We start from the raw sequence: 25,101 nt of genomic DNA on the forward strand, positions 1-25,101 counted from the left end.
CAGAGCGCAAATCCGACGCCGGCGAGGAGCGCCAGCCTCGTGCCCTCGACCGGATACCGCCCGAGCAGCAGCGCGACCAGCGCAGCGCCGGTGGTCTGGCCGAGCAGCCGGGCCGTGCCCAGCATGCCGCTGGCGCCGCCGGCGCGCTCGCGCGGGGCGGCCGCGATCATGGTGCGGTTGTTGGGGGTCTGGAACAGGCCGAAGCCGGCACCTGCCAGCGCCATGCGCCAGATCACGTCGAACGGCGTCGGGCTCGCGGGCAGGAACGCGAGCGCGGCAAGGCCACAGGCAAACAGCGTGAGCCCGATGCCGCCGAGCAGGCCGGCCGGATAGTGCTCGACCAGACGGCCGGCAAGGGGCGCCGCGAACGCCACCGCGATCGGCCAGGGCGTGATCAATAGGCCCATGTGCACGGCGGAATAGCCGAAGCGGCTCTGGAGGTAGAAGGGGATCGCGACGAAGGCCAGCATCTGTCCACAGAACGACGCGATCGAGGTTGCAATCGACAGCGCGAAGACCGGGATGCGCAACAGATCGACCGGCAACAGCGGCGAGGTCATGTGCGTTTCGCGATAGATGAGCAGAGCGCCGGCGACGAGCGCGATGGCGAACTGCACGAGGCAGGTGATCGCGGCCTGGCCATGACCGACGCTGTCGACCGCCGCAATGCCGACGCCGAACGTGATCGCCGACAGGCCCGCGCTCTGCCAGTCGAAGGAGCGGCCCGCGGGCTTGGTGTGCGGCAGGCTGCGCAAGCCGATCAGCAAAGTCACCGCACCGAGCGGCACGTTGATGGCGAACAGCCACGGCCAGCTTCCGACCGCGAGAATGCCGGCCGCCAGCGTCGGGCCGACGGCGGCCGAGAAGGCCACGACGAGCGCGTTGAGCCCGATGCCGCGGCCGAGCTGGCTGCGCGGATAGGTGAAGCGCACCAGCGCCGCGTTGACGCTCATGATGCCGGCCGCGCCAAAGCCCTGGAGGATCCGCGCCATCGTCAGCAGGGGCAGCGTGTCCGCCAGCGCGCACAGGGCGGAGGCAATCGTGAACAGCACCAGCCCGACCAGATAGACGCGGCGATAGCCGACGATCTCGCCGAGCGACGCCAGCGGCAGCAGCGAGATCGTGATCGCGAGTTGGTAGCCGTTGACGATCCAGATCGAGAAGGCCGGGCTCGCATCGAGGTCGGCCGCGATCGTCGGCAGCGCCACGTTGGCGATGGCGCTGTCGACCACCGCCATGATGATGCCGAGCGCGATAGTCAGTACCGCTTGGTTGCGCTGCGGCTGCGGCAGGCCGTCGGCATGCTCGATGGGTGCGGACGACATGATGAAGGCGCGCTTGATTCGAGCCGTGGTTCATCTCCCGATTAGGAAATCGCAGGATGGATCGCAACCCGGCAGGACACGGACAGTTCCCGCGTCGAAAGCCTGGTTCCCCGGCGCGGCAGGGCATCGGGGGCTTTCGCGGCCTGTCCGTGATTTCGTGCAGGTGCCTACACCGCCGGCGGGTTGCGGTCGGTAAAGGTCGTGCGCTGGTGCCAATAGGGATAAGGCAGCGTCACCTTGCTCGCGGCATCGAGCTTTGCGACCTGGTCCTTGCTCAAGGACCAGCCGACCGCGCCGAGATTTTCGCGCAGCTGCGTCTCGTTGCGGGCGCCGATGATCAGTGTCGAGACCGTGGGACGCTGCAGCAGCCAGTTGAGCGCGATCTGCGAGACGCTTTTGCCGGTCTCCTTCGCGATCTCGTCGATGGCATCGACGACGCGATAGACATGCTCGTCCGGCACCGGCGGGCCGAACTCGGCGGTCTTGGGCAGGCGGCTGACCTCGGGCTTCGGCTGGCCGCGGCGGATCTTGCCGGTGAGGCGGCCCCAGCCGAGCGGCGACCAGACCACGGCGCCCAGCCCCTGGTCGATGCCGAGCGGCATCAGCTCCCATTCGTAGTCGCGCCCGATCAGGGAGTAGTAGGTCTGATTGGCGACGTAGCGCGGGAAGCCGTGTTTGTCGGCGACCGCGAGCGACTTCATCAGGTGCCAGCCCGAAAAGTTCGAGACGCCGACGTAACGGATCTTGCCGGCGCGCACGAGCACGTCGAGGGTTGAGAGCACCTCTTCGGGCGGGGTGAAGGCATCGAAACCATGGAGCTGGAACAGGTCGATGTAATCGGTGCCGAGCCGGCTGAGCGAACCGTCGATGGCTTTGAGCAGGTGTTGCCGCGACGAGCCGATGTCATTGGGACCATCGCCGAAGCGGAAGGTGGCCTTGGTCGAGATCAGCACCTGGTCGCGGCGGCCCTTGATGGCTTCGCCGAGCACCCGCTCGGACTCGCCGAGCGAATAGACGTTGGCAGTGTCGAACATCGACACGCCGGCCTCGAGGCAGATGTCCAGAAGGCGCCGGGCTTCGGTCGCATCCGTCGTGCCCCACGCAGCAAGGCGGCCGACGCCGCCGAAGGTGCCGGTGCCGAGACTCAAGGCGGGCACCATGAGGCCTGAGCGGCCCAAGCGTCGGTATTCCATTGATATGCTCCTTGCTGGCCGACGATTGTCCGTACGGCTTGATGTCAAAGGATAGTGCAAGCAGGCGCCGCGTCCTATCACGCGCTCACATACCGGCCTTGCTTGGGAATGGCCTAGTCGTCCAGGCGATGGCTGGCCGGAACGATATCAATGCCGCAGCTGGCTCTGTCTGAAATCGCGCGGCGACATCCCGAAATGCTCGCGGAAGACGCGGCCGAAATGCGAGAGGTCGTTGAAGCCCCAGGCGAACGCGATCTCGCTGATGTGGCGATGGGCGAGCATCGGCGAGGCGAGGTCGCGCCGGCATTGGGCGAGACGCTCGGCAAGGACGTGGCGCTGGAACGAGGTGTCCTCGTCGGCGAGGAGATCATTGACATAGCGCGGCGAGATGCCGAGCGCCGCCGCGGTGTCGGCGAGTGAAAGCTCGGGATCGGCCAGATGCGCGCGGATGTGCGCCTTCAGTCGAAACAGTAGGGCGGAGCGGTGGGTCGAGGACGGCAGTGACGTCTCGCCGAGCCGTTCGCTCAACGCCATCGCAAGCAGGTCGACGGCCTGCTCCGACAGCGCCGCCGCGTTGTTCGGAGCCAGCCTGTCTGCGTTCTGGCAGAGCCTCACGATGAAATCGTAGGCGAGCCGCTCGAGCGGCGCATCGATGCCGAAGGAGATCGCGGTCAGCGTCTCGGTGCCGCCGAGCCGGCGATGCAGCATCTCGCGCGGCACCTTGAAGATAGTCTGGGTGAAGCTGTCGTTGAACTTCAGCTCATAGGGCCGCGTGGTGTCGTACAAGGCGAACTCGCCGGGATGGATCACAGTCTCGCGGCCGTCCTGCACCACGCCGCCGTTGCCGCGATTGCCGAGCGCGACCAGGACAAAATCCTGGTCCGAGCGTGCGATGCGCGAGGGCGTGCGGAAGACGTGCTGGCGGTCGGAGCAGACCTCGGAGCACACGGCCTTGCCGAGCGAAGCCTGCGTGACCGAGCCGTGAAAGGCGCTGCCGAGGTCCGACTTGCAGTCGAGCCCGACGAAGACGTCGCAAACGATATCCTGCCAGAGGGCGAGCCGCCGATAGCCGGGGCTGCCGTCCGTTGTGAACTGGATTGGCATAAGGACAGCCTCCCTTTCACATCCTGCAAAACCGCGTGTTCGTGCGGATCGAGCCTGACCGGAGGCAAATCCCGTACCGGGCGATCCCTCCAGTCGAGTTTTTGTTCCGCCGTGGTCGAGCGCCCGGCCGCCCGGCTTGGCCAAATAGACTGCATCGGACCTGGCTTCCGATCAACCGGCAATGGAGGCGGCAATGGGCATCGAACATCCGAAATACAAGGTGGCGGTGGTGCAGGCGGCGCCGGCCTGGCTCGACCTCGACGCCTCGATCGACAAGTCGATCGCGCTGATCAGGGAGGCCGCGCAAAAGGGCGCCAAGCTGATCGCCTTTCCCGAAGCCTTCATCCCCGGTTACCCCTGGCACATCTGGATGGACTCGCCGGCCTGGGCGATCGGCCGCGGCTTCGTGCAGCGTTATTTCGATAATTCGCTGTCCTATGATAGTGGGCAGGCTGAAAAGCTGCGCCAGGCCGTGCGCAAGGCAAAGCTCACGGCCGTGATCGGCCTGTCCGAGCGCGACGGCGGCAGCCTCTACCTCGCGCAATGGCTGATCGGGCCCGACGGCGAGACTATCGCCAAGCGCCGCAAGCTGCGGCCGACCCATGCCGAGCGCACCGTCTATGGCGAGGGTGACGGCAGCGACCTTGCCGTGCATGCGCGACCTGACATCGGCCGCATCGGCGCGCTGTGCTGCTGGGAGCATCTCCAGCCGCTGTCGAAATACGCGATGTACGCCCAGAACGAGCAGGTGCATGTCGCGGCGTGGCCGAGCTTCTCGCTCTACGATCCCTTCGCGCCGGCGTTAGGGGCCGAGGTCAACAATGCGGCTTCGCGCGTCTACGCCGTGGAAGGCTCCTGCTTCGTGCTGGCGCCTTGTGCGACGGTGTCGCAGGCCATGATCGACGAGCTCTGCGACCGGCCGGACAAGCATGCGCTGCTGCATGCCGGCGGCGGGTTCGCCGCGATCTACGGCCCGGACGGCAGCCAGATCGGCGAGAAGCTGGCGCCGGACCAGGAGGGGCTGCTGATCGCCGAGATCGACCTCGGCGCCATCGGCATCGCCAAGAACGCCGCCGATCCCGCCGGGCACTATTCGCGGCCCGACGTGACGCGGCTCCTGCTCAACAAGAAGCGATACCAGCGCGTCGAGCAGTTCGCGTTGCCGGCCGACATGGCTGAGCCAACGGACATCGCTGCGGCAGCAAGCTGATCGCAACCAATTCACTCGTCCCACCAAGGCTTGGAAAGGAGGGTGTCAGTCTTAGCGGTGGTGGCGTATCCGCCTGGAACAGCTTTTACATAGCCAAGCTCCTCAAGGGCCTTGAATGCTTCTTTCTCATCTTCGCTGATCGAAAAGGCTGGCACCTCGCCGAGGAAGAACAGTGTCGACCGATCAAGGTGCATTCTGTTGTACTCTGATCTTAGCTCAATGTAGAGCCACACCAGACTGTCCAACGTCGGACCATTTGCGGCGTGTTTCTTGGCGATGATAGGAACGTCGTCAAGATTGCAGTCGAATTTGAAAAATGGGTCGAGGCCTCTGTTCTCTTTATCCAGTGATCTGAAAATCTTGAGCCTCCACAGGAAGTCTAAGCTTCGTTCCATCAGCGACTCGTACCATGTGAAGACGAAAGGCGGAGGCAAGTTTGACTCGTTTATCGTCGGGAGTTCGTCCGGCCTCGCAGTCTCGAATTGGCGCACTGTCAACGTCAGGACGCTGACCAGCTTGGCGTAAGCGTCCAATTCCAGATCGGTCATGAGATGCCCACGCAATGGTCGAGCAATTCAGGATGCGCGGCGCAGATATGGTGTGCCCCGGCCTCCCGCAGCTCGGCTTCGCTGCCGTAGCCGTAGAGCACACCGATGGCGGTCATGCCGTTGGTGCGGGCGCCGACCACGTCGTGGCTGCGGTCGCCGATCATGATCGCTCGCTGCGGATTGACCTCCGTCTCGTCGAGCGCGTAGCGGAGTAGGTCGCGCTTGTCGACGCGCGTGCCGTCGAGCTCGGAGCCGAACACGCGCTCGAAATACGGCTTCAGGCCGAAATGATCGACGATGCGCGTGGCGTAGACGGCGGGCTTGCTGGTCGCCACGAACATGCGCTGACGTGTCGCTGCGAGCGACGACAATGTGTCCGCAATTCCGCTGTAAGCCTCGTTCTCGAACAGGCCGACGTCGCTGAAGCGCTCGCGATAGAGCAGGAGCGCACGGTCGGCGAGCTCATCGGTTCCGGTGAGCTTTCGAAGGCTCGCAAGCAGCGGAGGGCCGATGCACCAGGTCAGTTCGTCCTCGCTCGGCACGGAGACGCCGAGCCGTTCCAAAGCATACTGGATCGAGCGGGTGATCCCGGGCTTGGGGTCGGTCAGCGTGCCGTCAAGATCAAAAAAGATTGTCACCATCGGGCCGGACCTGCGTTGATACTGCCGTCCGTTGCTAGTTGGCTGGGGTTCCAAGTCAAGGTCCGATTTGTCCTGTTACATCGATGCCATGCGAATAGCTCGGTTTATCGCTGTCCTGTGCCAGGCCCTCGTGCTGTCATCGGCGCTAGCCGAGGAGACGCCGCCCGCCGATGCGCCGGCGAAGGCCGCCGAAGAACCCGCAAAGCCGGCGGAGAAGCCGAAAGACGCCCGCGAGAGTGACACGCGGGAATCGATCTGCTTGATCGTGGAGGCGGCCGCGCGCGACAATGATTTGCCGCTGGAGTTCTTCGCGCGCGTGATCTGGCAGGAAAGCCGTTTCCAGGCCGATGCGGTCGGGCCGATGACGCGCAGCGGCCAACATGCGCAGGGGATCGCGCAATTCATGCCCGGCACCGCGAGCGAGCGCGGGCTGCTCGATCCTTTCAATCCGGTGCAGGCATTGCCGAAGTCGGCGGAGTTTCTGAACGAGCTGCGCAACCAGTTCGGCAATCTTGGTCTCGCGGCAGCCGCCTACAACGCCGGGCCGCGCCGGGTGCAGGAATGGCTGGCGGGCACCGGCGGAATGCCGGAGCAAACCCGCAACTACGTCTACGCCATCACCGGCACCAGCGTCGATGCCTGGGCCAAAGCGGGCGCGACCGGCAAGGGACCGCCGAGCGCGCCGCCGACGAGCTGCCGCGATCTGATGGCGCTGCTCAAGCGCGCGCCGAATGCGTTCGTTGCCGAACTCGAGCAGCATGTGGAGCTTGCGGCCGCGAAGGCCTGGGGCGTCCAGCTCGCTGCCGGCTTCGACCGCAACAGGGCGCTGGCGATGTATTCCCGCGCGGTCACGCGGCTGAGCGCGGTGATCGGAGAGCGCGACCCGAGCCTGCTGAGTTCGGTGATGCGCAGCCGCGGCACGCGCGCGTTCTACCAGGTGCGCATCGGCGCCGACACGCGCAATGAGGCGGACGATCTGTGCAACCGCATCCGCAAGGCGGGCGGTGCATGCTTCGTGCTGAAGAACAGGGGTGTGGCGGGGTAAAGTCTCTCCGTCATTCCAGGTTCGGCTCTTCGAGCCGCCCCGGAATGACGGCGGTGGCTGCGTCACGCATGCCAGCCCCGCCGCTCGCTTGCTTGACGCAAGCTGCCGCATCGCCCGTTATGCGGGCACGATTCCTCCACCGGCCAAATCTCCCGTGGCGCTCCCTCCGCTCGATTCACCGCAATGGAATAGCTCCTGGCGTGCGTTTGCCTGGGGTCTGCGCTCGGTCACGCAGACGATTCTCACGCTCGTCCTGTTCGCGACTTATCTCGGCATCGGCGCGCTGGCCCATGACACCCATTTCAGCCTGCTCTGGGCACTGTGCTCGACGCTGTTCGTCTGGGCGGGTCCGGCGCAGATCATCCTGATCACCACGCTCGGCTCGGGCGCCACCATCATCCAGTCGGCGATCGCGGTGACGGTGAGCGCGATCCGACTGTTTCCGATGGTCGTATCAGTGCTGCCGCTAATGCGCACACCGACGACCAAACGGCGAGAGCTGTTCTTCGCGGCGCATCTGACGGCCGTGACGCTGTGGGTCGAATGCCATCGCTTCCTGCCACAGGTGCCGCGCGAGCGGCGGATCGCCTTCGTCAATGGCCTTGGCTTCGGTCTGGTCTCGGTGTGCCTCTGTGCCAACACGGTCGGCTTTTTCCTCGCCGCCAATCTGACGCAGACGTTGGGAGCGGCGATCCTGATGCTGACGCCGCTGTCGTTCCTGTTCTCGACCGCGCGCAACAGCCGCGAGGCTGCCGACGTCGTCGCGCTGGCGCTCGGCATTCTGCTCTATCCGCTGGCAGCGAAGATGAACTCCGGCCTCGACATCCTCGTCAGCGGCCTTGTAGCCGGCACGATCGCCTATGGCGTGCATTGGTGGCGGGAGGGGCGCGCATGAGCTACGCGCAGCTCATCGGCGACTGGCAGGCGCTCGTCGTGCTGTTCGTCGCTGGCGTCGTTCCGAACCAGATCTGGCGCATGCTGGGCCTGTGGTTCGGCGGCGGCATCGACGAGGGCTCCGAGCTGCTGGTCTGGGTGAGGGCGGTCGCAACCGCGATCCTGGCCGGCGTCATCGCCCAGATCGTGGTCCAGCCGCCGGGCGCGCTGGCCAGCGTGCCTGACGTGCTGCGCTATGGCGCGGTCGGCGCCGGGCTCGCCGTCTTCCTGCTGACCCGCCGCTCGATCTTCGCGGGCGTGGTCACGGGCGAAGTCTTCATGCTGGCCGGCAAGTGGTGGTTGGGCTAGAACCGCCTGCGAACAGCTAAGGAACAGCACATATGGTTCGCGAACAGGAGCTCCGCGACGGCGAGCTCGCCATCGAGCTGCCGCCGGCGCAAGATGCCGGTCTCGTCTTCATCGGCCGCATCCGCACCCCCTGGACGTCGCGGCTTGAGACGCCGCGGCAGGGACGTCAGGATGGCCCGGTGTGCCGGCTCGAGATCTTCGAGCCGTTCGTCCCGGCGATCAAGGGCGTCGATTTCTACAGCAATCTCGAGGTGCTCTACTGGCTCGACCAGTCGCGCCGCGACATCGTCCTGCAAAGCCCGAAGAACAACGAGAAGACGCGCGGCACGTTTTCGTTGCGCTCACCGGTGCGGCCCAATCCGATCGGCACGTCGATCGTCAAGCTGGTCGGGATCGAGGGCAATGCGATCCTGGTGCGCGGCCTCGATTGCATCGACAACACGCCGCTGATCGACATCAAGCCCGACCGCTGCGAGTTTACCCCGCTCGCCGCGCCGCAAGCAGGGGATTTCCAGACGGAGTGAGTCTCTCCTCCGTCATTGCGAGCCACCGGATCCGCGCAAAGCGCGGCCCGATGACAGGCTCCGCGAAGCAATCCAGGCTGCTTCCGCGGAGACAGTCTGGATTGCTTCGTCGCAAGGGCTCCTCGCAATGACGGAGTATGCGGCGCTACCCCGCCTTCAACGCCGCGATCAGCTTGGCCGCGTGGTCCTGCAGCACCTTGTCTTCTTCCTTGCGGCTCGCCGGCGGCAGCATGGAAACGCCGTCGTGGCGCGGCATCACATGCATGTGCAGATGAAACACGACCTGTCCGCCCGCGGGCTCGTTGAATTGCTGCACAGTGATGCCATCGGCATCGAACGCCTTCATCGCGGCCGCCGCAATCTTGTGCGCGCCGCGGGCCACATGGGCATAATCGTCCGGCTTGATGTCGAGGATGTTGCGGGCAGGGGCCTTCGGGATCACCAGCGTATGGCCCGGCACGCGCGGCATGATGTCGAGGAAGGCGAAGACGTGCTCGTCCTCGTATACCTTGTGGCAGGGCAGCTCGCCGCGCAGGATTTTTGCGAAGATGTTGTTGGTGTCGTAGGCGGTCATGACGGCTCCCAAGAACTATGCACTCGGTTTTGCGCTTACTGTCACCAGCCCTGGCGAGGCGTCAAGGCGCCTCGTCGATGCCTTTGCGGAACGGGCCGAGCTCGGCGAGCTCCCGTCCGGCTTCCGCGACATAGGCGCGCTCGCGCTTGAGATAATCGTCGATGGCGCGGCGCAGGCCGGGATCGGCGATGAAGTGGGCGGAGTGGGTGGTGCGCGGCAGGTAGCCGCGGGCGATCTTGTGCTCGCCCTGCGCGCCCGCCTCGACATGCTTCAGGCCGCGTTTGATCGCGAAATCGATCGCCTGATAATAACAGACCTCGAAATGCAGGAACGGATGATGCTCGACCGCGCCCCAGTTGCGGCCGAACAGCGTATCCGAGCCGATGAAGTTGATCGCGCCCGCGATCCAGCGATCGTTGCGGCGGGCCATTACCAGCAGCACGTCATCTCTCATGGTCTCGCCGATCAGCGAGAAGAACTCGCGTGTCAGATAGGGCCGGCCCCATTTGCGCGAGCCGGTCTCCATGTAGAACATGAAGAACGCATCCCAGGCGTCCTCGGTGATGTCGCTGCCAGTGAGCCAGTGAATGGTGATGCCGGCGGCCAGCGCGTCGCGTCGCTCGCGCTTGATCGATTTGCGGTGGCGCGAGTTCAGCGTCGCCAGGAAGTCATCGAAGCTCGCAAATCCGTCATTGTGCCAGTGGAACTGCTGGTCGGTGCGCTGCAGGAAGCCGTGCTGGGCGAGCAGCTTCCATTCCGCCTCGCGCGCGAAGGTGACGTGGACCGAGGAGGCCTTGCTGACCCCGCACAGCGCCACCAGCCCGCTCGCCAGCGCCTCGGTGATCCGCTCGCGATCGACGCCGTCGCGGACCAGCAGCCGTGGTCCCGTCGCCGGCGTGAAGGGAACCGAGACCTGGAGCTTCGGGTAGTAGCGTCCGCCGGCGCGCTCATAGGCATCCGCCCAGCCGCGATCGAAGACGTACTCGCCTTGGCTGTGCGATTTCAGATAGCAGGGTACGACGCCGGCGACGCGGCCATCGAGCTTGGCCACCAAGTGCCGCGGTCCCCAGCCGGTACGGATCGTCGCCGAACCCGATTTCTCCACGGCGGAGAGAAAGGCGTGCGAGACGAACGGGTTATAGGCGGGTTTTGAGAGGCCGAGGGAATCGCCTGGAAGAGCGGATGAGGTTCCTGCGCCATGCCCGTTGCAAGCTTTGCCGGGATTGGCGCAGGCGTCCCAATCCTCTGGCGACACCTCGCCAATGGACGGTACGGCCTCGAGCGTAATGTCGGATGATGCCATTGCGTGCAAGATCGTGCATTGCAGCAGCGACTTCAAGGGGGCGGGAACAGGCATGCTCGCGTGCCCTGGACGCAGCGCAGCGCTCCGTCAGCGGTGCGCTGTAGAGCCGGGGCCCATGTGGCAGCGTGCTCGCGGAGAGATGAATCCCGGCTCTGCGCCGCAACGCTGAAGCGTTGCAGCTTGTCCGGACACGAGCGCTACTGGTTGCATGCCGCGCCCTACGGCACGAACCCCTCGAAGATCATCTGATCGGCATACTGCCCGACCCGAGTCCGCTGCTCGCCCGTGCGCACGGTCCAGCCAAGCAGGGCACAGCCGAAGACGTTGCGGGCGATCCAGGGGGCGGGGGCCGGCAGGTGGTCGACCTTGAAGGCGACGAAATGGGGCTGGGTCTGGAGGCCGTGGCGCAGGTACAGCATGCTGTCGCGCTGCGCCTGGGTCAGGTTGGCCCAATAGTCGTCCTCATAGGTCCGCTGCGCGACGATGCCGCGCGGACGGTTGGGCAACAGCTCGCGCAGCGCCAGCACCTGGTCGGGATCGAAGGACATGCCGACCGCGGGGCCGTCATAGGATGCCAGCACCTCGGCCATCCGCGTCACCAGCTTGCGGTCGCCGCCAAAATGGCTCTTCACCTCGATCACCAGCGGCACCCGACCGGCGACCAGGGCGCAGAGGTCGGACAGCGACATCATCCGCTCGTTCGTATCCTTGAACCTGACCGCTCTGAGCTCGGCCGCAGTCTTGTCGATCACCTCGCCGGTGGCCTCGGTGAGGCGGCCGAGGGCATGGTCGTGGTGCACCATGGCCTCGCCGTCGGACGAAAGCTGGATATCGACCTCGATCGAGAAATTGCCTGCGATCGCAGCCTGGACCGCGCCCGGCATGTTCTCGACGATGCCGCGCGAAATGTCATGCAGGCCGCGATGGGCGACCGGCCGGGCTGTCAGCCAATCCGGAGCGCGCATCTGCGTCAGGCGACCTCGAACACGCCGTCGACCTCGACCGCGGCATCGGCCGGCAGGGAGGCGACCCCGACCGTGGTGCGGGCATGGCGGCCCTTGTCGCCGAAGGCCGCGACCATCAGGTCGGAGGCGCCGTTCAGCACCTTGGGCCCGTCCAGGAAGTCTGGCGCCGAGTTGATGAAGCCGCCGAGACGGACCACGCGCACGACCTTGTCGAGGTCGCCCAGCGCCGCCTTGACCTGCGCCAGCAGGTTCACCGCGCAGCCGCGGGCGGCGGCAGCGCCGTCCTCGATCGAGACGCCGGCACCCAGCTTGCCCTTGGCGATCAGCTTGCCGGCAGGGTCGAAGCAGACCTGGCCGGAGACGAACAGCAAATTGCCGGTGCGCACGAACGGCACGTAATTGGCCACGGGTGTGGGGGCCTCGTGCAGCTTGATGCCCTGTTCCGCCAGCTTCTGTTCGACCGTGCCCGCCATGTTCGACCTCATTGTCCCGGAATTCATTCGCCCGGGGACAATCTCGGGTTTGACCGCCGGGCGCGCCTGTTTCGCCCATTGTGCCGTCACATGCAAGGAAGCCGGCGCGCGGGCAGCGGCGGGCCGGGAGGTTCAATGCGAAGGGGCAAATTTACGTGAAACGGCCTCAGTTGCGACGCAATGGAACGGTCATTAAAATGTCGAATCTACGCTCCCCTAGGGATGAGACATGGTGCACCTTTTCCGGACTTCGCTCGGTGTGATGGCGCTCGCCGCGGCCAGTTTCGGCCTTGGCGGCGGGGCTCAGGCCGCCAACGGTCCGTTCCTCGCGCATCAGGCGCTCTATGACCTCAGCCTCGTGAAATCGCGCTCCAAGTCGGTCAACAGCGCCCGCGGCCGCATCCTCTACAATTTCGCGGGGAGCGCCTGCGAGGGCTATACCTCCGATTTCCGTCAGGTCTCCGAGCTCGACAGCGGCGAGGGCAAAGTCACGCTCAGCGACCTTCGCTCCAACTCCTGGGAGGATGCCGCCGGCAAGAGCTACCGCTTCAAGATCGAGACGCGCATGAACGAGGCCGATGCCGGTCGCGTCGACGGCTCGGCCGAGCGCGACGGCGACCATATCAACGTCAAGCTGAAGCTGCCGGCGCCGAAGACGTTCACGCTCGACGGCAAGATCGTGTTCCCGACCGAGCAGATCCAGCGCATCATCGCCGCCGCCAAGGACGGCAAGTCGCTGCTCGAGCTCTCCGTCTATGACGGCTCCGACGACGGCCAGAAGGTCTACAACACGCTGACCGTGATCGGCCAGCCGATCCCCGCCGACCGCGCCACCTCGTCCGATCCTTCGACGGCGGACGAGCACATGAAGTCCCTTAAGCGCTGGCCGGTCACCGTCAGCTATTTCGACCGCGACGCCCAGCAGAAGGAGGGCGAGCAGACGCCGGTCTATGCGATGGCGTTCGAGCTCTACGAGAACGGCGTCTCGCGCCAGCTCGTGCTCGATTACAACGATTTCGTCATCTCCGGCGCGATGGGCAAGTTCGACGTCAAGGACAGCAAGCCCTGTAATTGAGGGCTCTAGCCGAGGCTCCGCTCTCTCCTAGTCATTGCGAGCCAACGGGTCCGCGCGTAGTGCGGCCCGATGACAGGCTCCGCGAAGCAATCCAGAGTCGGCCGCGGAAAGATTCTGGATTGCTTCGTCGCTTTGCTCCTCGCAATGACGGGGCTGGCTCTCCGCTCGCTCTCCAGCTACGCTCCTCCCAACTACAAACATCCGGGAGGCAACCCATGCCGAAGCTCGATCATCTCCACCCCAGCGGCCTGCATCACAATCCCGCCTATTCCCATGTCGTCACCGCTTCCGGCGCGCGGACCATCTACATCTCCGGCCAGGTCTCGACCGACGAGGAGGGACGTATCGTAGGCGAGGGCGATATTGCCGCGCAGACCACACAAGTGATGCACAATCTCGGGCTCGCGCTGAAGGCGGCGGGGGCGAGCTATTCCAACATCGTGAAGATCACGACCTTCGTGGTGAACTACAAGCCGGAGCTGCGCCCCATCATCGGCAAGGCCCGCTCGGCCTTCTTCGAAGGCATGGAGCCGCCGGCTTCCACGCTCGTCGGTGTCTCTGCGCTCGCGGCGCCGGAATGGCTGATCGAGATCGAGGCGATCGCGGTCGCGGATTGAACGCGAGCTAAGCCGACCCGGCTTTGGCCATCTCTAGCAGAATGGCCATCGCCTCGTCGGCCCGTGCCGCCGGCACAAACAGATGATCGTGATAGAGGGCCGAAACGGCATTCACGCTGATGCCGGCTTCGGCTAGCCGCGCCGTGATCGCCGCCAGAAAGCCGATCGCGTCGAGCGCGGAGTGAACTGACAAGGTGATCAAACGCGAGGGATATTCATGGCGGAGGCCGGCACGTTCGGCTTCCTTCCGCAGTATCACCAGCGTTGTTCCTTCGCGTTCGCGGAACGTCAGCATCGGGTTGACGGTGGCTGGAATGCTCGCACTCGGCGCAAGCGTGCAAAACACGAAGATGCCGTCCAGGATCTCCGGCTTCATGTCCCTCAGCAGTGCGTCGAGATCGCGTTCGCCCGTCACGGCGCCAGCCTCCGAACCGGTAAGATCGTTTGCGTCCCTGCGAAGCTATCGGGCCAGCGGCTGTTGAAGCCACAACCAACATACCTTTGTATATCTCCTCCAATCCTTCTCATATCCGGATCTTACGCTGGTACAATTGAGCGACGGCGGGAGATTCTTACAATTTGAGTCCACTCGGGTCACTGCGAGGCAGCTCAAATGAACGTCGTCATTCGAAAGCTCAACGGCTTGTGGCACCTCATCGTCGGGTCTTGTCAGATCCGAACGCCGTTTCTGGAAACCCAGGATCGGCAGTTGGTCGTTCAGTATGCCAGGCGCGCCTATCCGGGTGCCCGGATATTCGAACGTGACTGAGTGAGCAGGACAGATCACTCCTGCGCCTTCGGCCCCTCATACGAAATGCCGCGGATCACCGCGGCGCTGCCGAACTTCTTGCGCAGGCTGTCGACCGCGCGTTCGGCATGGGCGGCGCGGCGCTCGAGCATGTCGGTGTCGTCGCTCGCCGAGCCGTCGCGCAGTGCGCTGACGCCGGCGCCCATCAGGCGGAAGGCGGTGCCGTCGATCTCCTTCGCCAGCATCTCGCGGCAGATCGAGAAGATCTTGGCGGCAAGCTGCGTCGGCGCGGCGATCGACTGCGAGCGCGTGCGCTGGCGGAAATCGGCGGTCTTCAGCTTCAAGGTGACGGTCGAGCCCGCAAGCTCGCTGCTTTTGAGCCGTGATGACGTCTTCTCGCACAGTCGCCACAGGATCTTCTCCAGCGTCGCGAAATCGCGGATGTCCGTCTCGAACGTCGTTTCGCTGGAAATCGTCTTGGCGCCGCGATCCGGCTCGACGCGGCGGTCGTCGATGCCGCGCGCGAGCCGCCATAGCCTGCGGCCGTCGCTCGGAAACTGCCGCATCATCTCGATCTCGTCGGCCTTCTGCAGATCCGCGATGACACGGAAGCCGCGCTGCACGAGGCGCTCCTGCGTGGCCGGGCCGACGCCGAAGATGAAGCCGACCGGCTTTTCCGCGAGCATCAAACGGGCCTCCTCCTGGTCGAGCGCGGCAAAGCCCCGCGGCTTGTCGAGGTCGGAGGCGATCTTGGCCAGGAACTTGTTGCAGGACAGGCCGACCGAGACGGTGATGCCGATGTCGCGCTCGACGTTGCGGGCAAAGCGCGCCAGCACCTTTGCCGGGATCATGCCGTGAACCCGCTCGGTGCCGGAGAGGTCGAGGAAGGCCTCGTCGATCGAGAGCGGCTCCACCAGCGGCGTCAGCGCCTGCATGGCCTGGCGCACCTCGCGGCCGACCCGGACGTATTTTGCGATGTCGGGCGGTATCACGATCGCATGCGGGCAGGCGTCCAACGCCTTAAACATCGGCATGGCCGAGCGCACGCCATAGGTGCGGGCGATATAGCAGGCGGCCGACACCACGCCGCGCTTGCCGCCGCCGATGATGACCGGCTTGTCGGCGATGTCAGGATTGTCGCGCTTCTCGACCGTCGCATAGAAGGCGTCGCAGTCGATATGGGCGATGGTCAGGCCCGCGAGTGCGCGGTGGCGGACGAGGCGCGGGGATCCGCAGGCGGAACAGCGCCGCACGCCCATATCCAGATCGGCCAGACAGTCCCGGCAGAAGCAGCGGGGCCCGGCCGCCTCCAGACTGGTCACGGCACGTCGCGCTCCCAGGTGGGGTCGCCGAGCGCGTCGCCGAGGACCTGCCGCGCTGCGGCAACGTTGGTCGGATGCAGTTCCGCGGCCGTCGCAAAAGTCTTCACGGTGTCGTCACCCCGCAGCACGAAATCGAGCACGCTGAGCAGGAAGTTGGGGTCGGAGGCGGCATTGCGCAGGGTTTCCGGACCGACCCCTGTCTCGGCCAGGAACAGGCCCAGCCGCTCGGGCTCGCTCGCGACAAAGGACAGGGCCTGAATCGCAACGATTTCAGCAACTTCGCGAGGGTTGTGAACAGGCTTTTTCACGGGGCCGGTTTGCCTTTCCGTTAACTTTCAGTGTCTACTTTGGAATCATCATGCCCGAGTCTTCGCCTTGAGTCTTGTGACCCCCGACAAGCAACTGGAAACCACATCGCCGAAAGTCGGCCCTCGGGTTTAACGAAACTAGAGCGAATCTGAGGCTAGTTTGAATCCAGTTTTCGAAGCGCCGGAGAGCGGCGCCTGAGGCGTTACATGGACCGGTCCTTCGGACCAATCAGGAGGGCGGGATGGCTAAGACCGTCCTGATCGTGGAAGACAACGAGCTCAACATGAAGCTCTTCCGCGACCTGTTGGAGGCGCACGGCTACCAGACCTCCGGCACCAGCAACGGCTACGAGGCGCTCGACCTCGTGCGCAAGATGCGGCCCGACCTCGTGCTGATGGACATCCAGCTGCCGCAGGTCTCGGGACTCGAGGTGACGCGCTGGATCAAGGACGATCCGGAGCTGCGTGCCATTCCCGTCGTCGCGGTCACGGCGTTCGCGATGAAGGGCGACGAAGAGCGCATCCGCGAGGGCGGCTGCGAGGCTTATTTGTCCAAGCCGATCTCGGTCGGCAAATTCATAGAGACGGTCCGGCGTTTCATCGGATAGGAAGTGAGTTCACAGTGTCCGCGCGTATCCTGGTTGTCGATGACGTTCCTGCCAACGTCAAACTCCTCGAAGCCCGCCTGTCCGCCGAATATTTCGACGTGATGACCGCCGCGAACGGCACCGAGGCGCTGGCGATCAGCCGCCGCGCCGAATGCGACATCATCCTGCTGGACGTGATGATGCCCGACATGGACGGCTTCGAAGTCTGCCGTCGCCTCAAGACCGACCCGGCCACGCATCACATCCCCGTCGTGATGGTCACCGCGCTCGACAGCCCGTCCGACCGCAACCGCGGGCTAGAAGCCGGCGCCGACGATTTCCTGACGAAGCCTGTCTCCGACGTCGTACTGATCGCGCGCGTGCGCTCGCTCACGCGGCTGAAGATGATGACCGACGAGCTGCGCATGCGCGCCATCACCTCGCTCGAGATCGGCATGCAGGCGCCCGAGCGCAGTGCGGTCGCCGACACCGGCAAGGGCGGCCGCATCCTGCTGGTCGACGACCGCGAGTCCTCCTATGAGCGGCTGGCGACGATCCTCGCCGCCGAGCACACCATCGACGTCGAGCCGAACCCGACCGAGGCGCTGTTCCACGCTGCCGAGGGCAATTACGACCTCCTGATCGTCTCGCTCGACCTCAACAATTTCGATGGCCTCAGGCTCTGCAGCCAGGCCCGCTCGCTGGAGCGCACGCGCCACGTGCCGATCCTGGCGATCGCCGACCCCGAGAACTCGACGCGGCTGTTGCGCGGCCTCGAGATCGGCGTCAATGACTATCTGCTGCGTCCGATCGACAAGAGCGAGCTCTTGGCGCGGGCGCGCACCCAGATCCGCCGCCGCCGCTACACCGACCATCTGCGCGACAATGTGCAGAACTCGATCGAGATGGCGATCACCGACGCGCTCACCGGCCTGCACAATCGCCGCTACATGGAGAGCCATCTGGCGACGCTCGCCGAGCAGGCTGCGACGCGCGGCAAGCCGCTGGCGCTGATGATCCTGGACATCGACTACTTCAAGTCGATCAACGACAATTACGGCCACGACGCCGGCGACGACGTGCTGCGCGAATTCGCGGTGCGCGTGCGCAAGTCGATCCGCGGCATCGATCTGGCCTGCCGCTACGGCGGCGAGGAGTTCGTCATCGTGATGCCGGAGACCGATCTGCATGTCGCCGGCATGGTCGCCGAGCGCCTGCGCCGCTCGATCGCCGGCGAGCCGTTCTCGATCCACAAGGGCGCAAAGCGCATCGAGGTCACGATCTCGATCGGCCTGACCACGCTGGAGCAGAAGGGCGAGGCGGTCGCCGACGTCCTCAAGCGAGCCGACACCGCGCTGTATCGCGCCAAACACGACGGCCGCAACCGCGTGGTGTCGCACGCGGCGTGAGCCGCCGCGGCGTAAAGCGGCGAAAACAACCCCATGCACAGTAGCCGGTGATAGCGGAATCAATGGCTTATGCGGGTCGCACGACGGCGTGCCCCAGCAGCGGCGTCATTTGACCTGTCGGGCAAAACAGAAGCATATTGGCAGGATCGCGCAGTGGACCTCGCGCTGCTCGTCACCGGCTTCCCACATCCACCCCCGCATTCCTTAGCAGCACTTTCGCCGCTTCCTTGGCGGCGCGCGCCATCGCGGGATCGTCGCGGACGAGGTCCTGTGCGATCGAGCCGTCGACCAGCAGCACGAGCTGCGTCGCCAGCGCCTCCGCATCGGCAACGCCGAGGTCGTTGAGCCGATCGCGAAACCAGAGGCGGCGGCTTTCCTTGAAGGCGATGGCGATCTTCTTCACGGCGCGGTCGGCAGGGCCGAGTTCGGCGACTGCATTCACGAACGGGCATCCGCGGAAGTCTTTTGCGGCAAAACGGCGCTCTAGCGAATCGAATGTCGCAAGGATCTGCTCGGCGGCGGGCTTGTCCGAAGCGGGCGCATGAACGAAGCGGCGCTCGAGATAGGCTGCGATCAGAGCGTCCTTGGACGGGAAATGGTTGTAGAGCGTGCGCTTGGAGATGCCGATCTCGGCCGCAATGGTGTCGACGCCGATGGCGCGAATCCCCTGCAGATAGAACAGCTTGTCGGCGGTCTGAAGGATCCGCTCTTTCATCGTCTGTGGTTTGGGCGGGGGAGCCATGCGGCGGCACGCGTCCTGTTTGCTTGACAGCACCCGGCAATCATAGCCTAAGTACACAGGTCTGTGTAACCAAAATCAACGGCAAGAGCAGACGTCGGCACGCGTGCCGCGCCCAAAAGGGAGAAGAAAAATGCCCCTGTTGCAGGTCCTGCGTCCGACCTTGCCCATCCTGATCGGCGCTTCGATCATGCTGACGCTGAGCATGGGTTTGCGGCAGTCGCTCGGCATCTTCATGCAGCCGCTGACGCAGGACATCCACATCTCGATCTCGGATTTCACGCTGGCGCTGGCCGTGCAAAATCTCGCCTGGGGCTTCCTGCAGCCGCCCGCGGGCGCGCTGACCGCGCGCTATGGCTTCCGTCCGATCATGATCGTGGGCGCGCTGATGTACATCGCGGGGCTGGCGCTGATGGCGACCGCGAACGGGCTCGTCAGCATCATGATCGGCGGTGGCGTGCTGATCGGCACCTCGCTCGCCTGCACCGCGGCGGCGATCGCAATGTCGGTTGCGGCGCGCGCGGTGCCCGCAACGGTGCGCTCGACCGTGCTCGGGATCGTCTCCGGCGCGGGCTCGCTGGGCGCGCTGCTGTCGGCGCCGGTCGGGCAGATGCTCAACGAGGGTTTTGGCTGGCGCATTGGCCTTGCCGGCTTCGTCATCATGTCGGTGCTGATGATTCCGGCCGCGTGGTACGCGGGGCGCGTCGACAAGATCCCGCTGCCGAAGCCGGCCGCCGACGAGATCGACGATGCCACGGCCGCAGCCGCGGCGAAAACCGCGTTCGGCAATGCCTCCTTCGTGGTGATGACCTGCGCCTATCTCGTCTGCGGCATGCAACTCGTGTTCCTCACCACGCATCTGCCGTCGTATCTCGCGATCTGCGGCCTCGATCCGATGCTGAGCGCGCAGACCCTCGGCATGATCGGCGGCTTCAACGTGCTCGGCTCGCTGTTCTTCGGCTGGGCCGGCCAGCGCTGGAATAAGCTGGCGCTGCTCGGCGGCATCTACATCCTGCGCTCGCTCGCGCTCGCCTGGTACTTCATGCTGCCCGCGAGCCCGTTCTCGACGCTGCTGTTCGGCGCGATCATGGGATTCCTCTGGATGGGCGTCGGGCCGCTGGTTGCGGGCGCCGTCGCCGAGATGTTCGGCCTGCGCTGGCAGGCGATGATCCAGGGCCTCGCCTTCATGAGCCACCAGATCGGCAGCTTCCTCGGCGCGTATGGAGGAGGGCTGCTCTATGACGCGCTGGGTTCGTACACGATGGCCTGGCGCATCGGCGTGGCGCTTGGACTTGCCGGCGGCATCGTGCAGGTGGCGTTCGCGCTGATCAGGCCGTCGCAGCCGCCGACACCGGTGTTGAAGGCGGCGTAGGCGGGGGGTTGCTTTTCGCGCTCGTCCCTTATCTCCCTTTTCAGATGCGCTCGATTGGATCTAAAGTCGCAGGGCCCGGCGCAACTCTGACATCCATGTAAGTCGATTGAATCGCGTTGAGGACCGCTTCGTCCGACGACGTGATCTCGTAGAACGTGCTGTCGATCGCGCGGATAACGACCCATGCGTCGCGCTGTTCCGGCAGGGTCGCAGTGAATTGCCCCCAAATGACCTGCCGCGTGACATGGGCGGCATCCGCGAGTTCAGCGCCGCTGACCGATAAACCATCGGCTGCGAACTGCTCCAGCTGGTCTTCGCCTTGATCGCCGGGGCCTGTCACCATGAATTCATCAATGGAGCCAAGCACCGGGTGATGCAGTCTGACGGTCGACACCGTCCAATTCGCTTCGCGTGAACGTGGGGCGAGCAGGTCGAGAAGGTCGCGTAGATCGAGCGCCAGCGCTCCGGTGCCGCGATAATCATAGATCCGCAACGTTGTTGTCGGCACGGCGATGACTTTTTTGACCCTAACGTCGGCTTATCCGCCAGGATAGACGATCAGTGATTGCCGCCGCCAGAGCCGCCATCGGCAGCATGATCGCCGTCGCTGCCTCTATCGTCCCCAGAGCCAGAATGGAAAAAGCTCCAGCGCTCGGCATCGACCACCATCGATGTGTACAGTGCCCTGACGGCGCCGTATTCGGGATCGGACGGCCTCAGCTCGGCGAGCTTCCTTCTCAACTCGGCCAGGTCTCTCAATCTGGCCCGCTTGTTGATAAGCCAATAGATGCCAAGTCCAACGGACAGCAGACCTGCAATGCCGACCTTGGCTGTCCAAGCAGCTGCTGGGCCGAGGAATATCTTCGTGATCGTATCCATTGCCTCTTCCGATCTTAGCCTTGCCGAGAAATCATCGAGCCACCGCAACTGGCAGCCGGAGACGCAGCCCGCGGGCCAGGACCGGGCGCCGCAACGCCGGCCGCTTCTGCGGCAGTTTTGCGAAACGAGCGACGACTTGCAGCAGCGCAGACCTGACGGCCGGCTCGATCTTGGCGCAGATGAACCAGCAGACCAGGACGAGCATGCCCAACGCGATCCAAAGGGCCGAGGTGGCATCGACGCCTGCATCGATGAGGGCACGAATGATCGCAGCGCCGATGACGTTGTGGGTGAGATAGAGCGGATAGGTGATCAGCCCTAGCGTCCTCAAATAGGCCGGTGCCTCAGGGGAGGCGATGCCGGCTGACTGGCGCTTCCGGATTGCGGCAAGAGCAATGAGCAGCACCGCGGCCGCCCAGACCATGATCGGCACCAAGGCTGATTGATCGGCGATGGCGGGCACCGACGTCAAGAGGAAGGAGGCGAAGAAGTAGATTTCAGCCGCGCCTGAAAGACAGGTGACGGCGACGGCGACCTGCTCGAGCGCAGTCAATTGCCTGTTCGACAGAATGAACAGCCAGATGCCGAGTGCAAAGAAGCAACCATGCGTTAGCAGGAAGGCCGCGCACGGCACCCGGAACATCAGAATGACGAGGTAGGGCAAGTCGGATGGTGTCGTGCATGACAGCACTGCGAGCGCGACCGCGTTGAAGATGGCGCTGTAGATGGTGAGGCCGAAGGCCAGGTGTCGCAGCGTGATCTCCTTCGTGAGCATCGCGCAGAACACGAGACCATAAAACGCCATCTCGGCCGCCAGCGTCCAATAGACCTCGTCCAGCCAGTCGCCGATGACTCCCTTGGGCACCATCAGCATGGCGTGGATGTAAGGCAGGATGAACTCGGAGGCCGGGCCGCTTCCGAACATCAGCAAGACCAGGAGGGTCGCGGTGGCGCAGACCCAGACCGCCGGATAGAGCCGCAGCGCGCGGCCGAGAAGAAACGCACCCGGCGAGGATTGGATCGCAGAATTCGCGATAACGAAACCGGAAATGACGAAGAATATCTCGACGCCGACCCAGCCGAACCAGGAGTAGGACGCGGCGGAGGGGTAGAGGACATCAGCGGCGACGTGGCGTTCGAAACCCGGAACGCCGACCGAGACCCAGGCCCAGGACCAGAACATCTGGTGAAAAATGGCAACGCCGAGCGCGGCGGCGAAGCGGAGCGGATCCAGCAGGGGCAAATGGCTTTTCACGGCAATGGACCAGATTCATGAAACGATCCTGCTGGAAATACCGAGGCCGGTCATGGTGCTCTGCGACGTGAGTCACACTTGCGTTGCTGCTTTGAATTGCTCGATTTGCCGCAAGTTACGCGATCCACGGCCCCCATACCGGCCCCATACCGACGCAGCGCAGGGACTTATTCAGTGCGCTGCGACGAGCCGAAGGGCAAAACGAGACGCTGCACCGGACTGGAGCCGGTGCAGCGTAGTGATTGACCTCAAACCTTGCTAGTGACGACGACCTCCAAATATTCGCTCGGAATGACCACCGTGCCTTGTCTGGCAACGTTGAACTTTCCGATCAGAGCGAGAATGTCCGCCTCCAGCGCCTGCTGCGAGCTTGGATCGATCGCGGCAAAGGCCTTCAGAACCGGGCCGTAATAGGTGCGGAAGACGTTCACCATGTGCTCGGGAGACTTGTAACGAAACGCGAAATGCCTGCTCTGCGCGTCGACGGTCGCCTGGGTGCCGAACAGCACGTCGAGACGCGCCTTGGTGCCCCAGAGAGCAGGCGACTTCACGCCGGGCGCGGGCGGGACATATTTGCCGATGGTCTTGAACAGCTGGCCGATGAAGCCTTCCGGCGTCCAATTGGCGAGGCCGATCTTACCGCCGGGCCGGCATACACGCAGCATCTCGCTGGCCGCTTGCTGCTGGTCCGGTGTGAACATCACGCCGAAGGTCGACAGCACGACGTCGAATCCGGCATCGGCGAAGGGCAGCTTTTCAGCATCCGCCTCCTGAAAGGTGACGGCGAGGCGCTCGGCGGCGGCGCGTTCCCGGCCGCGTTCGAGCAGGGCGCCGACATAGTCTGTCGAGACGACGTCGGCGAAGCGGCGCGCGGCCGCAAGGGTGGCATTGCCGTTGCCGGCGGCAACGTCGAGGACGCGCTGGCCGGCCTGGAGGTCGAGCGCTTCGCAAAGCGATTCACCGACGATCTGAAGGGTAGTGCCGACGATGGCATAATCGCCGGAGCTCCAGGCGGCCTGCTGGCGCGCCTTGACGGCGGAAAGGTCTGTCACGGGGGGCGAGGATTGGATGTTCATGATTTTCTCCTTGGGGGGTGGATGGGGGAATTTGGCTGCCGGTGACGAGAAACGTCACCGGCAGGATTTGGCTTGGTCACGTGCACAGCGGTCCGATGCAGATTTTCTTGCCGCAGAGATTGCCGAGGCATTTCGGCGGACGCGGGCGGCTGGTGACGGTGACGCCGCCCTGCGTCGCCTGACGCGGAGGATCGGCGCGGTGGTCACGAACCACGGGTGCGTTGTCGCGGTGATCACGAACGACGGGGGTGTCGCGGTGGTCGCGGACAACACGCTCCGCCGAGGCGGGAGCAAGCGAGGTCAGGATGACTCCGACGATGCCGAAAGTGAGGACGCCGGACTTCAGGAAGGACTTCATAATTTTCTCTTGGGTTTGAGGACAGGGGGTACTCCGCCGGCGAACGCGCAAATTGCGTGCGCCGCGAGTTGGCTTGGCGGAACATGGCGTGCCGCCGAACTCGTTGATCTGTGTTGCTGTTATCCGCGACCGCGGTGATCGCGCACGATGGGCTTGCCGCTGCTCTTGCCGCTACCCCCGCCGCCACCCCCGCCGCCGCCGCGGCCGCCACCGGCGCCGCCGCGATCACCGCCGCCGGACGAGTCCGACATGCAGTTGTTGAACTGGCGATCGCAGTTTCGCTTGATGCAGGCTCCGATCTGTTCACCCGAATTGTTCAGGACACAGCGTTCGTTGCAGTAGCTCTGCTTGATCGAGCAGCTCATCGGCTTGGCCTCGGCGGCTTCGAACCCGCCCAGTGCGGCGACTGCAAAGGCCGCCAGTGACAACGTGAAGCGGGGGTAGCGGGCGGGGACATTGTTTTCTCCATGGTTTTGGCTGGATTGTTGATGGGTGGTACGTTGCCATCACTGGCGTGCGACCTTTGGGAGTGAGCCTTCGTCTTGGACATCACTCCGACTCGTTGGCTCGTGATCTGCGTGACGACGCACGCCGATGCCCCGAGCTGACGCTCGTTCATCATGTGCATCGCCCACGTCATCGCCCGGTGCTCATGGCGCGCGATGTAAATGGCAACCCATCCGTTCACCGCGCGCCTGATCTTCGCGAGAAGGAGCAAGACGGTTCGATGAGTAGACAGCCCTGTGGCCCGGGGGTGGGTTGTGACGATGGACATGACGTATTCCTTCGATTGTCCGGCTCTGGCGGCGTTTTCCTCCGCCATGGTCCGGCCGTTGGGAGTTCCGGCTATTCCGCCGCTTGTGCCTTTGGAGGGTCGCTGCGCACGACGACTGTGGTGGCGACCTCATAGAATTCCTCGCCGGGCATGCCGACGCGGCCGGCGTGTTCGCGGATGGACTCGGCGTCGCGCGCCTCGTAGATGCAGAAGGTGCCGATGCGGCCGTCAGCCTCATGCACGACGTAGCTGCGGATCCACCTGACGCGGTCGGGCATCTGCTCGTTGCCGACTTGGGCCGACTTCGCGCCGGCGGCTTCGAGCGCCTTGAGGTCTGCCCATGCGCTCGGACGGCGAATGACGTAGAGTTCCATTTGTCCTCTCCTCGAGTTTGGCCGCGGTCATCGCCGGCCTCACCCGAGCTATAGGATCCA

The 25,101-nt window shown here is 64.6% G+C and carries 31 protein-coding genes; 11 read left to right on the forward strand and 20 right to left on the reverse strand.

Features of this window, described 5'->3' with window-relative positions; genetic code table 11:
- The 3 genes from SE91_RS12115 to SE91_RS12125 form a co-directional block, all read right to left on the reverse strand.
- Positions 1 to 1,325 (reverse strand): MFS transporter (locus SE91_RS12115; RefSeq protein WP_061847759.1); only part of this gene is annotated, 1,325 nt, incomplete at its 3' end.
- A gap of 167 nt (positions 1,326 to 1,492) precedes the next feature.
- A complete protein-coding gene (locus SE91_RS12120; protein ID WP_061847760.1) occupies positions 1,493 to 2,518 on the reverse strand; it encodes an aldo/keto reductase in 1,026 nt (341 codons plus the stop codon).
- A gap of 147 nt (positions 2,519 to 2,665) precedes the next feature.
- On the reverse strand, positions 2,666 to 3,622 hold the full coding sequence (locus SE91_RS12125; protein WP_061847761.1) for an AraC-like ligand-binding domain-containing protein: 957 nt from the start codon (positions 3,620 to 3,622) through the stop codon (positions 2,666 to 2,668).
- A gap of 193 nt (positions 3,623 to 3,815) precedes the next feature.
- Between SE91_RS12125 and SE91_RS12130 the strand changes: the two genes are divergently transcribed.
- Positions 3,816 to 4,832, forward strand: a complete 1,017-nt coding sequence (locus SE91_RS12130) for a carbon-nitrogen hydrolase family protein (RefSeq protein WP_061851096.1) — start codon at positions 3,816 to 3,818, stop codon at positions 4,830 to 4,832.
- Between the two features lie 11 nt (positions 4,833 to 4,843).
- On the opposite strand, the gene SE91_RS12135 is transcribed toward SE91_RS12130, so the two are convergent.
- Positions 4,844 to 5,380 (reverse strand): hypothetical protein, encoded by a 537-nt coding sequence (locus SE91_RS12135; RefSeq protein WP_061847762.1) that lies wholly within the window; start codon positions 5,378 to 5,380, stop codon positions 4,844 to 4,846.
- The gene (locus tag SE91_RS12140; RefSeq protein WP_061847763.1) at positions 5,377 to 6,021 is read right to left on the reverse strand and encodes an HAD family hydrolase; all 645 of its coding nucleotides are present in this window, start codon (positions 6,019 to 6,021) and stop codon (positions 5,377 to 5,379) included. Before SE91_RS12140 ends, SE91_RS12135 begins: the two co-directional genes overlap by 4 nt.
- 88 nt (positions 6,022 to 6,109) lie before the next feature.
- Here SE91_RS12140 and SE91_RS12145 point away from each other — a divergent pair, with 88 nt between their 5' ends.
- The 4 genes from SE91_RS12145 (at position 6,110) to tsaA (ending at position 8,832) form a co-directional block, all read left to right on the forward strand.
- Complete coding sequence (locus SE91_RS12145; protein WP_061847764.1) at positions 6,110 to 7,066, forward strand: lytic transglycosylase domain-containing protein; 957 nt, start codon at positions 6,110 to 6,112, stop codon at positions 7,064 to 7,066.
- A gap of 154 nt (positions 7,067 to 7,220) precedes the next feature.
- Positions 7,221 to 7,961: an AzlC family ABC transporter permease gene (locus SE91_RS12150; RefSeq protein WP_061847765.1), complete on the forward strand. Its 741-nt coding sequence runs from the start codon at positions 7,221 to 7,223 to the stop codon at positions 7,959 to 7,961.
- Positions 7,958 to 8,308 (forward strand): AzlD domain-containing protein, encoded by a 351-nt coding sequence (locus SE91_RS12155; protein ID WP_008548581.1) that lies wholly within the window; start codon positions 7,958 to 7,960, stop codon positions 8,306 to 8,308. The genes SE91_RS12150 and SE91_RS12155 overlap by 4 nt, the downstream gene beginning before the upstream one ends.
- A 32-nt stretch (positions 8,309 to 8,340) precedes the next feature.
- Positions 8,341 to 8,832, forward strand: a complete 492-nt coding sequence (gene tsaA / locus SE91_RS12160) for a tRNA (N6-threonylcarbamoyladenosine(37)-N6)-methyltransferase TrmO (RefSeq protein WP_061847766.1) — start codon at positions 8,341 to 8,343, stop codon at positions 8,830 to 8,832.
- A 145-nt stretch (positions 8,833 to 8,977) separates the two neighbouring features.
- Here the strand turns inward: tsaA and SE91_RS12165 are convergent, their stop codons facing one another.
- The 4 genes from SE91_RS12165 to SE91_RS12180 form a co-directional block, all read right to left on the reverse strand.
- On the reverse strand, positions 8,978 to 9,406 hold the full coding sequence (locus tag SE91_RS12165; protein WP_061847767.1) for an HIT family protein: 429 nt from the start codon (positions 9,404 to 9,406) through the stop codon (positions 8,978 to 8,980).
- Positions 9,407 to 9,467: 61 nt separating this feature from the next.
- On the reverse strand, positions 9,468 to 10,709 hold the full coding sequence (locus SE91_RS12170; RefSeq protein WP_061851097.1) for a GNAT family N-acetyltransferase: 1,242 nt from the start codon (positions 10,707 to 10,709) through the stop codon (positions 9,468 to 9,470).
- A gap of 218 nt (positions 10,710 to 10,927) precedes the next feature.
- Complete coding sequence (locus SE91_RS12175) at positions 10,928 to 11,674, reverse strand: glycerophosphodiester phosphodiesterase (protein ID WP_061847768.1); 747 nt, start codon at positions 11,672 to 11,674, stop codon at positions 10,928 to 10,930.
- A gap of 5 nt (positions 11,675 to 11,679) precedes the next feature.
- Positions 11,680 to 12,147: a RidA family protein gene (locus SE91_RS12180; protein ID WP_018321130.1), complete on the reverse strand. Its 468-nt coding sequence runs from the start codon at positions 12,145 to 12,147 to the stop codon at positions 11,680 to 11,682.
- A gap of 229 nt (positions 12,148 to 12,376) precedes the next feature.
- Here SE91_RS12180 and SE91_RS12185 point away from each other — a divergent pair, with 229 nt between their 5' ends.
- Together SE91_RS12185 and SE91_RS12190 are read left to right on the forward strand one after the other, a co-directional pair.
- Complete coding sequence (locus tag SE91_RS12185) at positions 12,377 to 13,222, forward strand: cell envelope integrity EipB family protein (protein WP_061847769.1); 846 nt, start codon at positions 12,377 to 12,379, stop codon at positions 13,220 to 13,222.
- Between the two features lie 215 nt (positions 13,223 to 13,437).
- The gene (locus SE91_RS12190; RefSeq protein WP_061847770.1) at positions 13,438 to 13,839 is read left to right on the forward strand and encodes a RidA family protein; all 402 of its coding nucleotides are present in this window, start codon (positions 13,438 to 13,440) and stop codon (positions 13,837 to 13,839) included.
- A 7-nt stretch (positions 13,840 to 13,846) separates the two neighbouring features.
- On the opposite strand, the gene SE91_RS12195 is transcribed toward SE91_RS12190, so the two are convergent.
- On the reverse strand, positions 13,847 to 14,254 hold the full coding sequence (locus SE91_RS12195) for an ACT domain-containing protein (protein WP_061847771.1): 408 nt from the start codon (positions 14,252 to 14,254) through the stop codon (positions 13,847 to 13,849).
- Positions 14,255 to 14,452: 198 nt separating this feature from the next.
- Here SE91_RS12195 and SE91_RS37025 point away from each other — a divergent pair, with 198 nt between their 5' ends.
- Entirely contained in the window at positions 14,453 to 14,608 is a 156-nt protein-coding gene (locus tag SE91_RS37025; RefSeq protein WP_008548553.1) for a hypothetical protein, read from the forward strand.
- 14 nt (positions 14,609 to 14,622) lie between these two features.
- Here the strand turns inward: SE91_RS37025 and SE91_RS12200 are convergent, their stop codons facing one another.
- Together SE91_RS12200 and SE91_RS12205 are read right to left on the reverse strand one after the other, a co-directional pair.
- Positions 14,623 to 15,909: a DNA polymerase IV gene (locus SE91_RS12200; RefSeq protein WP_061847772.1), complete on the reverse strand. Its 1,287-nt coding sequence runs from the start codon at positions 15,907 to 15,909 to the stop codon at positions 14,623 to 14,625.
- Positions 15,906 to 16,217, reverse strand: coding sequence for a DUF3572 domain-containing protein (locus SE91_RS12205; RefSeq protein ID WP_061847773.1), 312 nt, complete (start codon positions 16,215 to 16,217; stop codon positions 15,906 to 15,908). Before SE91_RS12205 ends, SE91_RS12200 begins: the two co-directional genes overlap by 4 nt.
- Positions 16,218 to 16,459: 242 nt before the next feature.
- Between SE91_RS12205 and SE91_RS12210 the strand changes: the two genes are divergently transcribed.
- Together SE91_RS12210 and SE91_RS12215 are read left to right on the forward strand one after the other, a co-directional pair.
- Positions 16,460 to 16,825 (forward strand): response regulator, encoded by a 366-nt coding sequence (locus SE91_RS12210; RefSeq protein ID WP_008566616.1) that lies wholly within the window; start codon positions 16,460 to 16,462, stop codon positions 16,823 to 16,825.
- Positions 16,826 to 16,839: 14 nt separating this feature from the next.
- The gene (locus SE91_RS12215) at positions 16,840 to 18,213 is read left to right on the forward strand and encodes a PleD family two-component system response regulator (RefSeq protein ID WP_061847774.1); all 1,374 of its coding nucleotides are present in this window, start codon (positions 16,840 to 16,842) and stop codon (positions 18,211 to 18,213) included.
- Between the two features lie 172 nt (positions 18,214 to 18,385).
- On the opposite strand, the gene SE91_RS12220 is transcribed toward SE91_RS12215, so the two are convergent.
- Positions 18,386 to 18,955 carry a TetR/AcrR family transcriptional regulator gene (locus tag SE91_RS12220; protein ID WP_061851098.1) on the reverse strand — a complete coding sequence of 190 codons (570 nt, stop codon included), beginning with the start codon at positions 18,953 to 18,955 and terminating at the stop codon, positions 18,386 to 18,388.
- A gap of 130 nt (positions 18,956 to 19,085) precedes the next feature.
- Between SE91_RS12220 and SE91_RS12225 the strand changes: the two genes are divergently transcribed.
- Positions 19,086 to 20,324 carry an MFS transporter gene (locus SE91_RS12225; RefSeq protein ID WP_061847775.1) on the forward strand — a complete coding sequence of 413 codons (1,239 nt, stop codon included), beginning with the start codon at positions 19,086 to 19,088 and terminating at the stop codon, positions 20,322 to 20,324.
- Between the two features lie 40 nt (positions 20,325 to 20,364).
- Here SE91_RS12225 and SE91_RS12230 read toward each other — a convergent pair whose 3' ends face one another.
- The 7 genes from SE91_RS12230 to SE91_RS12260 form a co-directional block, all read right to left on the reverse strand.
- Positions 20,365 to 20,817, reverse strand: coding sequence for a hypothetical protein (locus SE91_RS12230; RefSeq protein WP_061847776.1), 453 nt, complete (start codon positions 20,815 to 20,817; stop codon positions 20,365 to 20,367).
- A gap of 65 nt (positions 20,818 to 20,882) precedes the next feature.
- Positions 20,883 to 21,203 (reverse strand): hypothetical protein, encoded by a 321-nt coding sequence (locus SE91_RS12235; RefSeq protein WP_245318437.1) that lies wholly within the window; start codon positions 21,201 to 21,203, stop codon positions 20,883 to 20,885.
- A gap of 31 nt (positions 21,204 to 21,234) precedes the next feature.
- The gene (locus tag SE91_RS12240; protein ID WP_197489457.1) at positions 21,235 to 22,458 is read right to left on the reverse strand and encodes an acyltransferase family protein; all 1,224 of its coding nucleotides are present in this window, start codon (positions 22,456 to 22,458) and stop codon (positions 21,235 to 21,237) included.
- Between the two features lie 248 nt (positions 22,459 to 22,706).
- Complete coding sequence (locus SE91_RS12245; protein ID WP_061847777.1) at positions 22,707 to 23,534, reverse strand: class I SAM-dependent methyltransferase; 828 nt, start codon at positions 23,532 to 23,534, stop codon at positions 22,707 to 22,709.
- A 76-nt stretch (positions 23,535 to 23,610) separates the two neighbouring features.
- The gene (locus SE91_RS12250; RefSeq protein WP_061847778.1) at positions 23,611 to 23,892 is read right to left on the reverse strand and encodes a hypothetical protein; all 282 of its coding nucleotides are present in this window, start codon (positions 23,890 to 23,892) and stop codon (positions 23,611 to 23,613) included.
- 119 nt (positions 23,893 to 24,011) lie between these two features.
- A complete protein-coding gene (locus SE91_RS37345; protein ID WP_061847779.1) occupies positions 24,012 to 24,320 on the reverse strand; it encodes a hypothetical protein in 309 nt (102 codons plus the stop codon).
- Positions 24,321 to 24,738: 418 nt separating this feature from the next.
- Entirely contained in the window at positions 24,739 to 25,041 is a 303-nt protein-coding gene (locus SE91_RS12260) for a nickel-binding protein (protein ID WP_061847780.1), read from the reverse strand.
- Positions 25,042 to 25,101 lie beyond the last annotated feature (60 nt).

Source organism: Bradyrhizobium sp. DOA1, assembly GCF_001593325.1.
Classification (GTDB): domain Bacteria; phylum Pseudomonadota; class Alphaproteobacteria; order Rhizobiales; family Xanthobacteraceae; genus Bradyrhizobium.

Coding starts and splice junctions, on each gene's coding strand:
- SE91_RS12245 (WP_061847777.1), bottom strand. CDS start 23,534: ATGAACATCCAATCCTCGCCCCCCGTGACAGACCTTTCCGCCGTCAAG.
- SE91_RS37025 (WP_008548553.1), top strand. CDS start 14,453: ATGAACGTCGTCATTCGAAAGCTCAACGGCTTGTGGCACCTCATCGTC.
- SE91_RS12145 (WP_061847764.1), top strand. CDS start 6,110: ATGCGAATAGCTCGGTTTATCGCTGTCCTGTGCCAGGCCCTCGTGCTG.
- SE91_RS12175 (WP_061847768.1), bottom strand. CDS start 11,674: ATGCGCGCTCCGGATTGGCTGACAGCCCGGCCGGTCGCCCATCGCGGC.
- SE91_RS12155 (WP_008548581.1), top strand. CDS start 7,958: ATGAGCTACGCGCAGCTCATCGGCGACTGGCAGGCGCTCGTCGTGCTG.
- SE91_RS12185 (WP_061847769.1), top strand. CDS start 12,377: ATGGTGCACCTTTTCCGGACTTCGCTCGGTGTGATGGCGCTCGCCGCG.
- SE91_RS12220 (WP_061851098.1), bottom strand. CDS start 18,955: ATGGCTCCCCCGCCCAAACCACAGACGATGAAAGAGCGGATCCTTCAG.
- SE91_RS12190 (WP_061847770.1), top strand. CDS start 13,438: ATGCCGAAGCTCGATCATCTCCACCCCAGCGGCCTGCATCACAATCCC.
- SE91_RS12260 (WP_061847780.1), bottom strand. CDS start 25,041: ATGGAACTCTACGTCATTCGCCGTCCGAGCGCATGGGCAGACCTCAAG.
- SE91_RS12180 (WP_018321130.1), bottom strand. CDS start 12,147: ATGGCGGGCACGGTCGAACAGAAGCTGGCGGAACAGGGCATCAAGCTG.
- SE91_RS12120 (WP_061847760.1), bottom strand. CDS start 2,518: ATGGAATACCGACGCTTGGGCCGCTCAGGCCTCATGGTGCCCGCCTTG.
- SE91_RS12210 (WP_008566616.1), top strand. CDS start 16,460: ATGGCTAAGACCGTCCTGATCGTGGAAGACAACGAGCTCAACATGAAG.
- SE91_RS12140 (WP_061847763.1), bottom strand. CDS start 6,021: ATGGTGACAATCTTTTTTGATCTTGACGGCACGCTGACCGACCCCAAG.
- SE91_RS12130 (WP_061851096.1), top strand. CDS start 3,816: ATGGGCATCGAACATCCGAAATACAAGGTGGCGGTGGTGCAGGCGGCG.
- SE91_RS12125 (WP_061847761.1), bottom strand. CDS start 3,622: ATGCCAATCCAGTTCACAACGGACGGCAGCCCCGGCTATCGGCGGCTC.
- SE91_RS12170 (WP_061851097.1), bottom strand. CDS start 10,709: ATGGCATCATCCGACATTACGCTCGAGGCCGTACCGTCCATTGGCGAG.
- tsaA (WP_061847766.1), top strand. CDS start 8,341: ATGGTTCGCGAACAGGAGCTCCGCGACGGCGAGCTCGCCATCGAGCTG.
- SE91_RS12225 (WP_061847775.1), top strand. CDS start 19,086: ATGCCCCTGTTGCAGGTCCTGCGTCCGACCTTGCCCATCCTGATCGGC.
- SE91_RS12165 (WP_061847767.1), bottom strand. CDS start 9,406: ATGACCGCCTACGACACCAACAACATCTTCGCAAAAATCCTGCGCGGC.
- SE91_RS12135 (WP_061847762.1), bottom strand. CDS start 5,380: ATGACCGATCTGGAATTGGACGCTTACGCCAAGCTGGTCAGCGTCCTG.
- SE91_RS12250 (WP_061847778.1), bottom strand. CDS start 23,892: ATGAAGTCCTTCCTGAAGTCCGGCGTCCTCACTTTCGGCATCGTCGGA.
- SE91_RS12235 (WP_245318437.1), bottom strand. CDS start 21,203: ATGGATACGATCACGAAGATATTCCTCGGCCCAGCAGCTGCTTGGACA.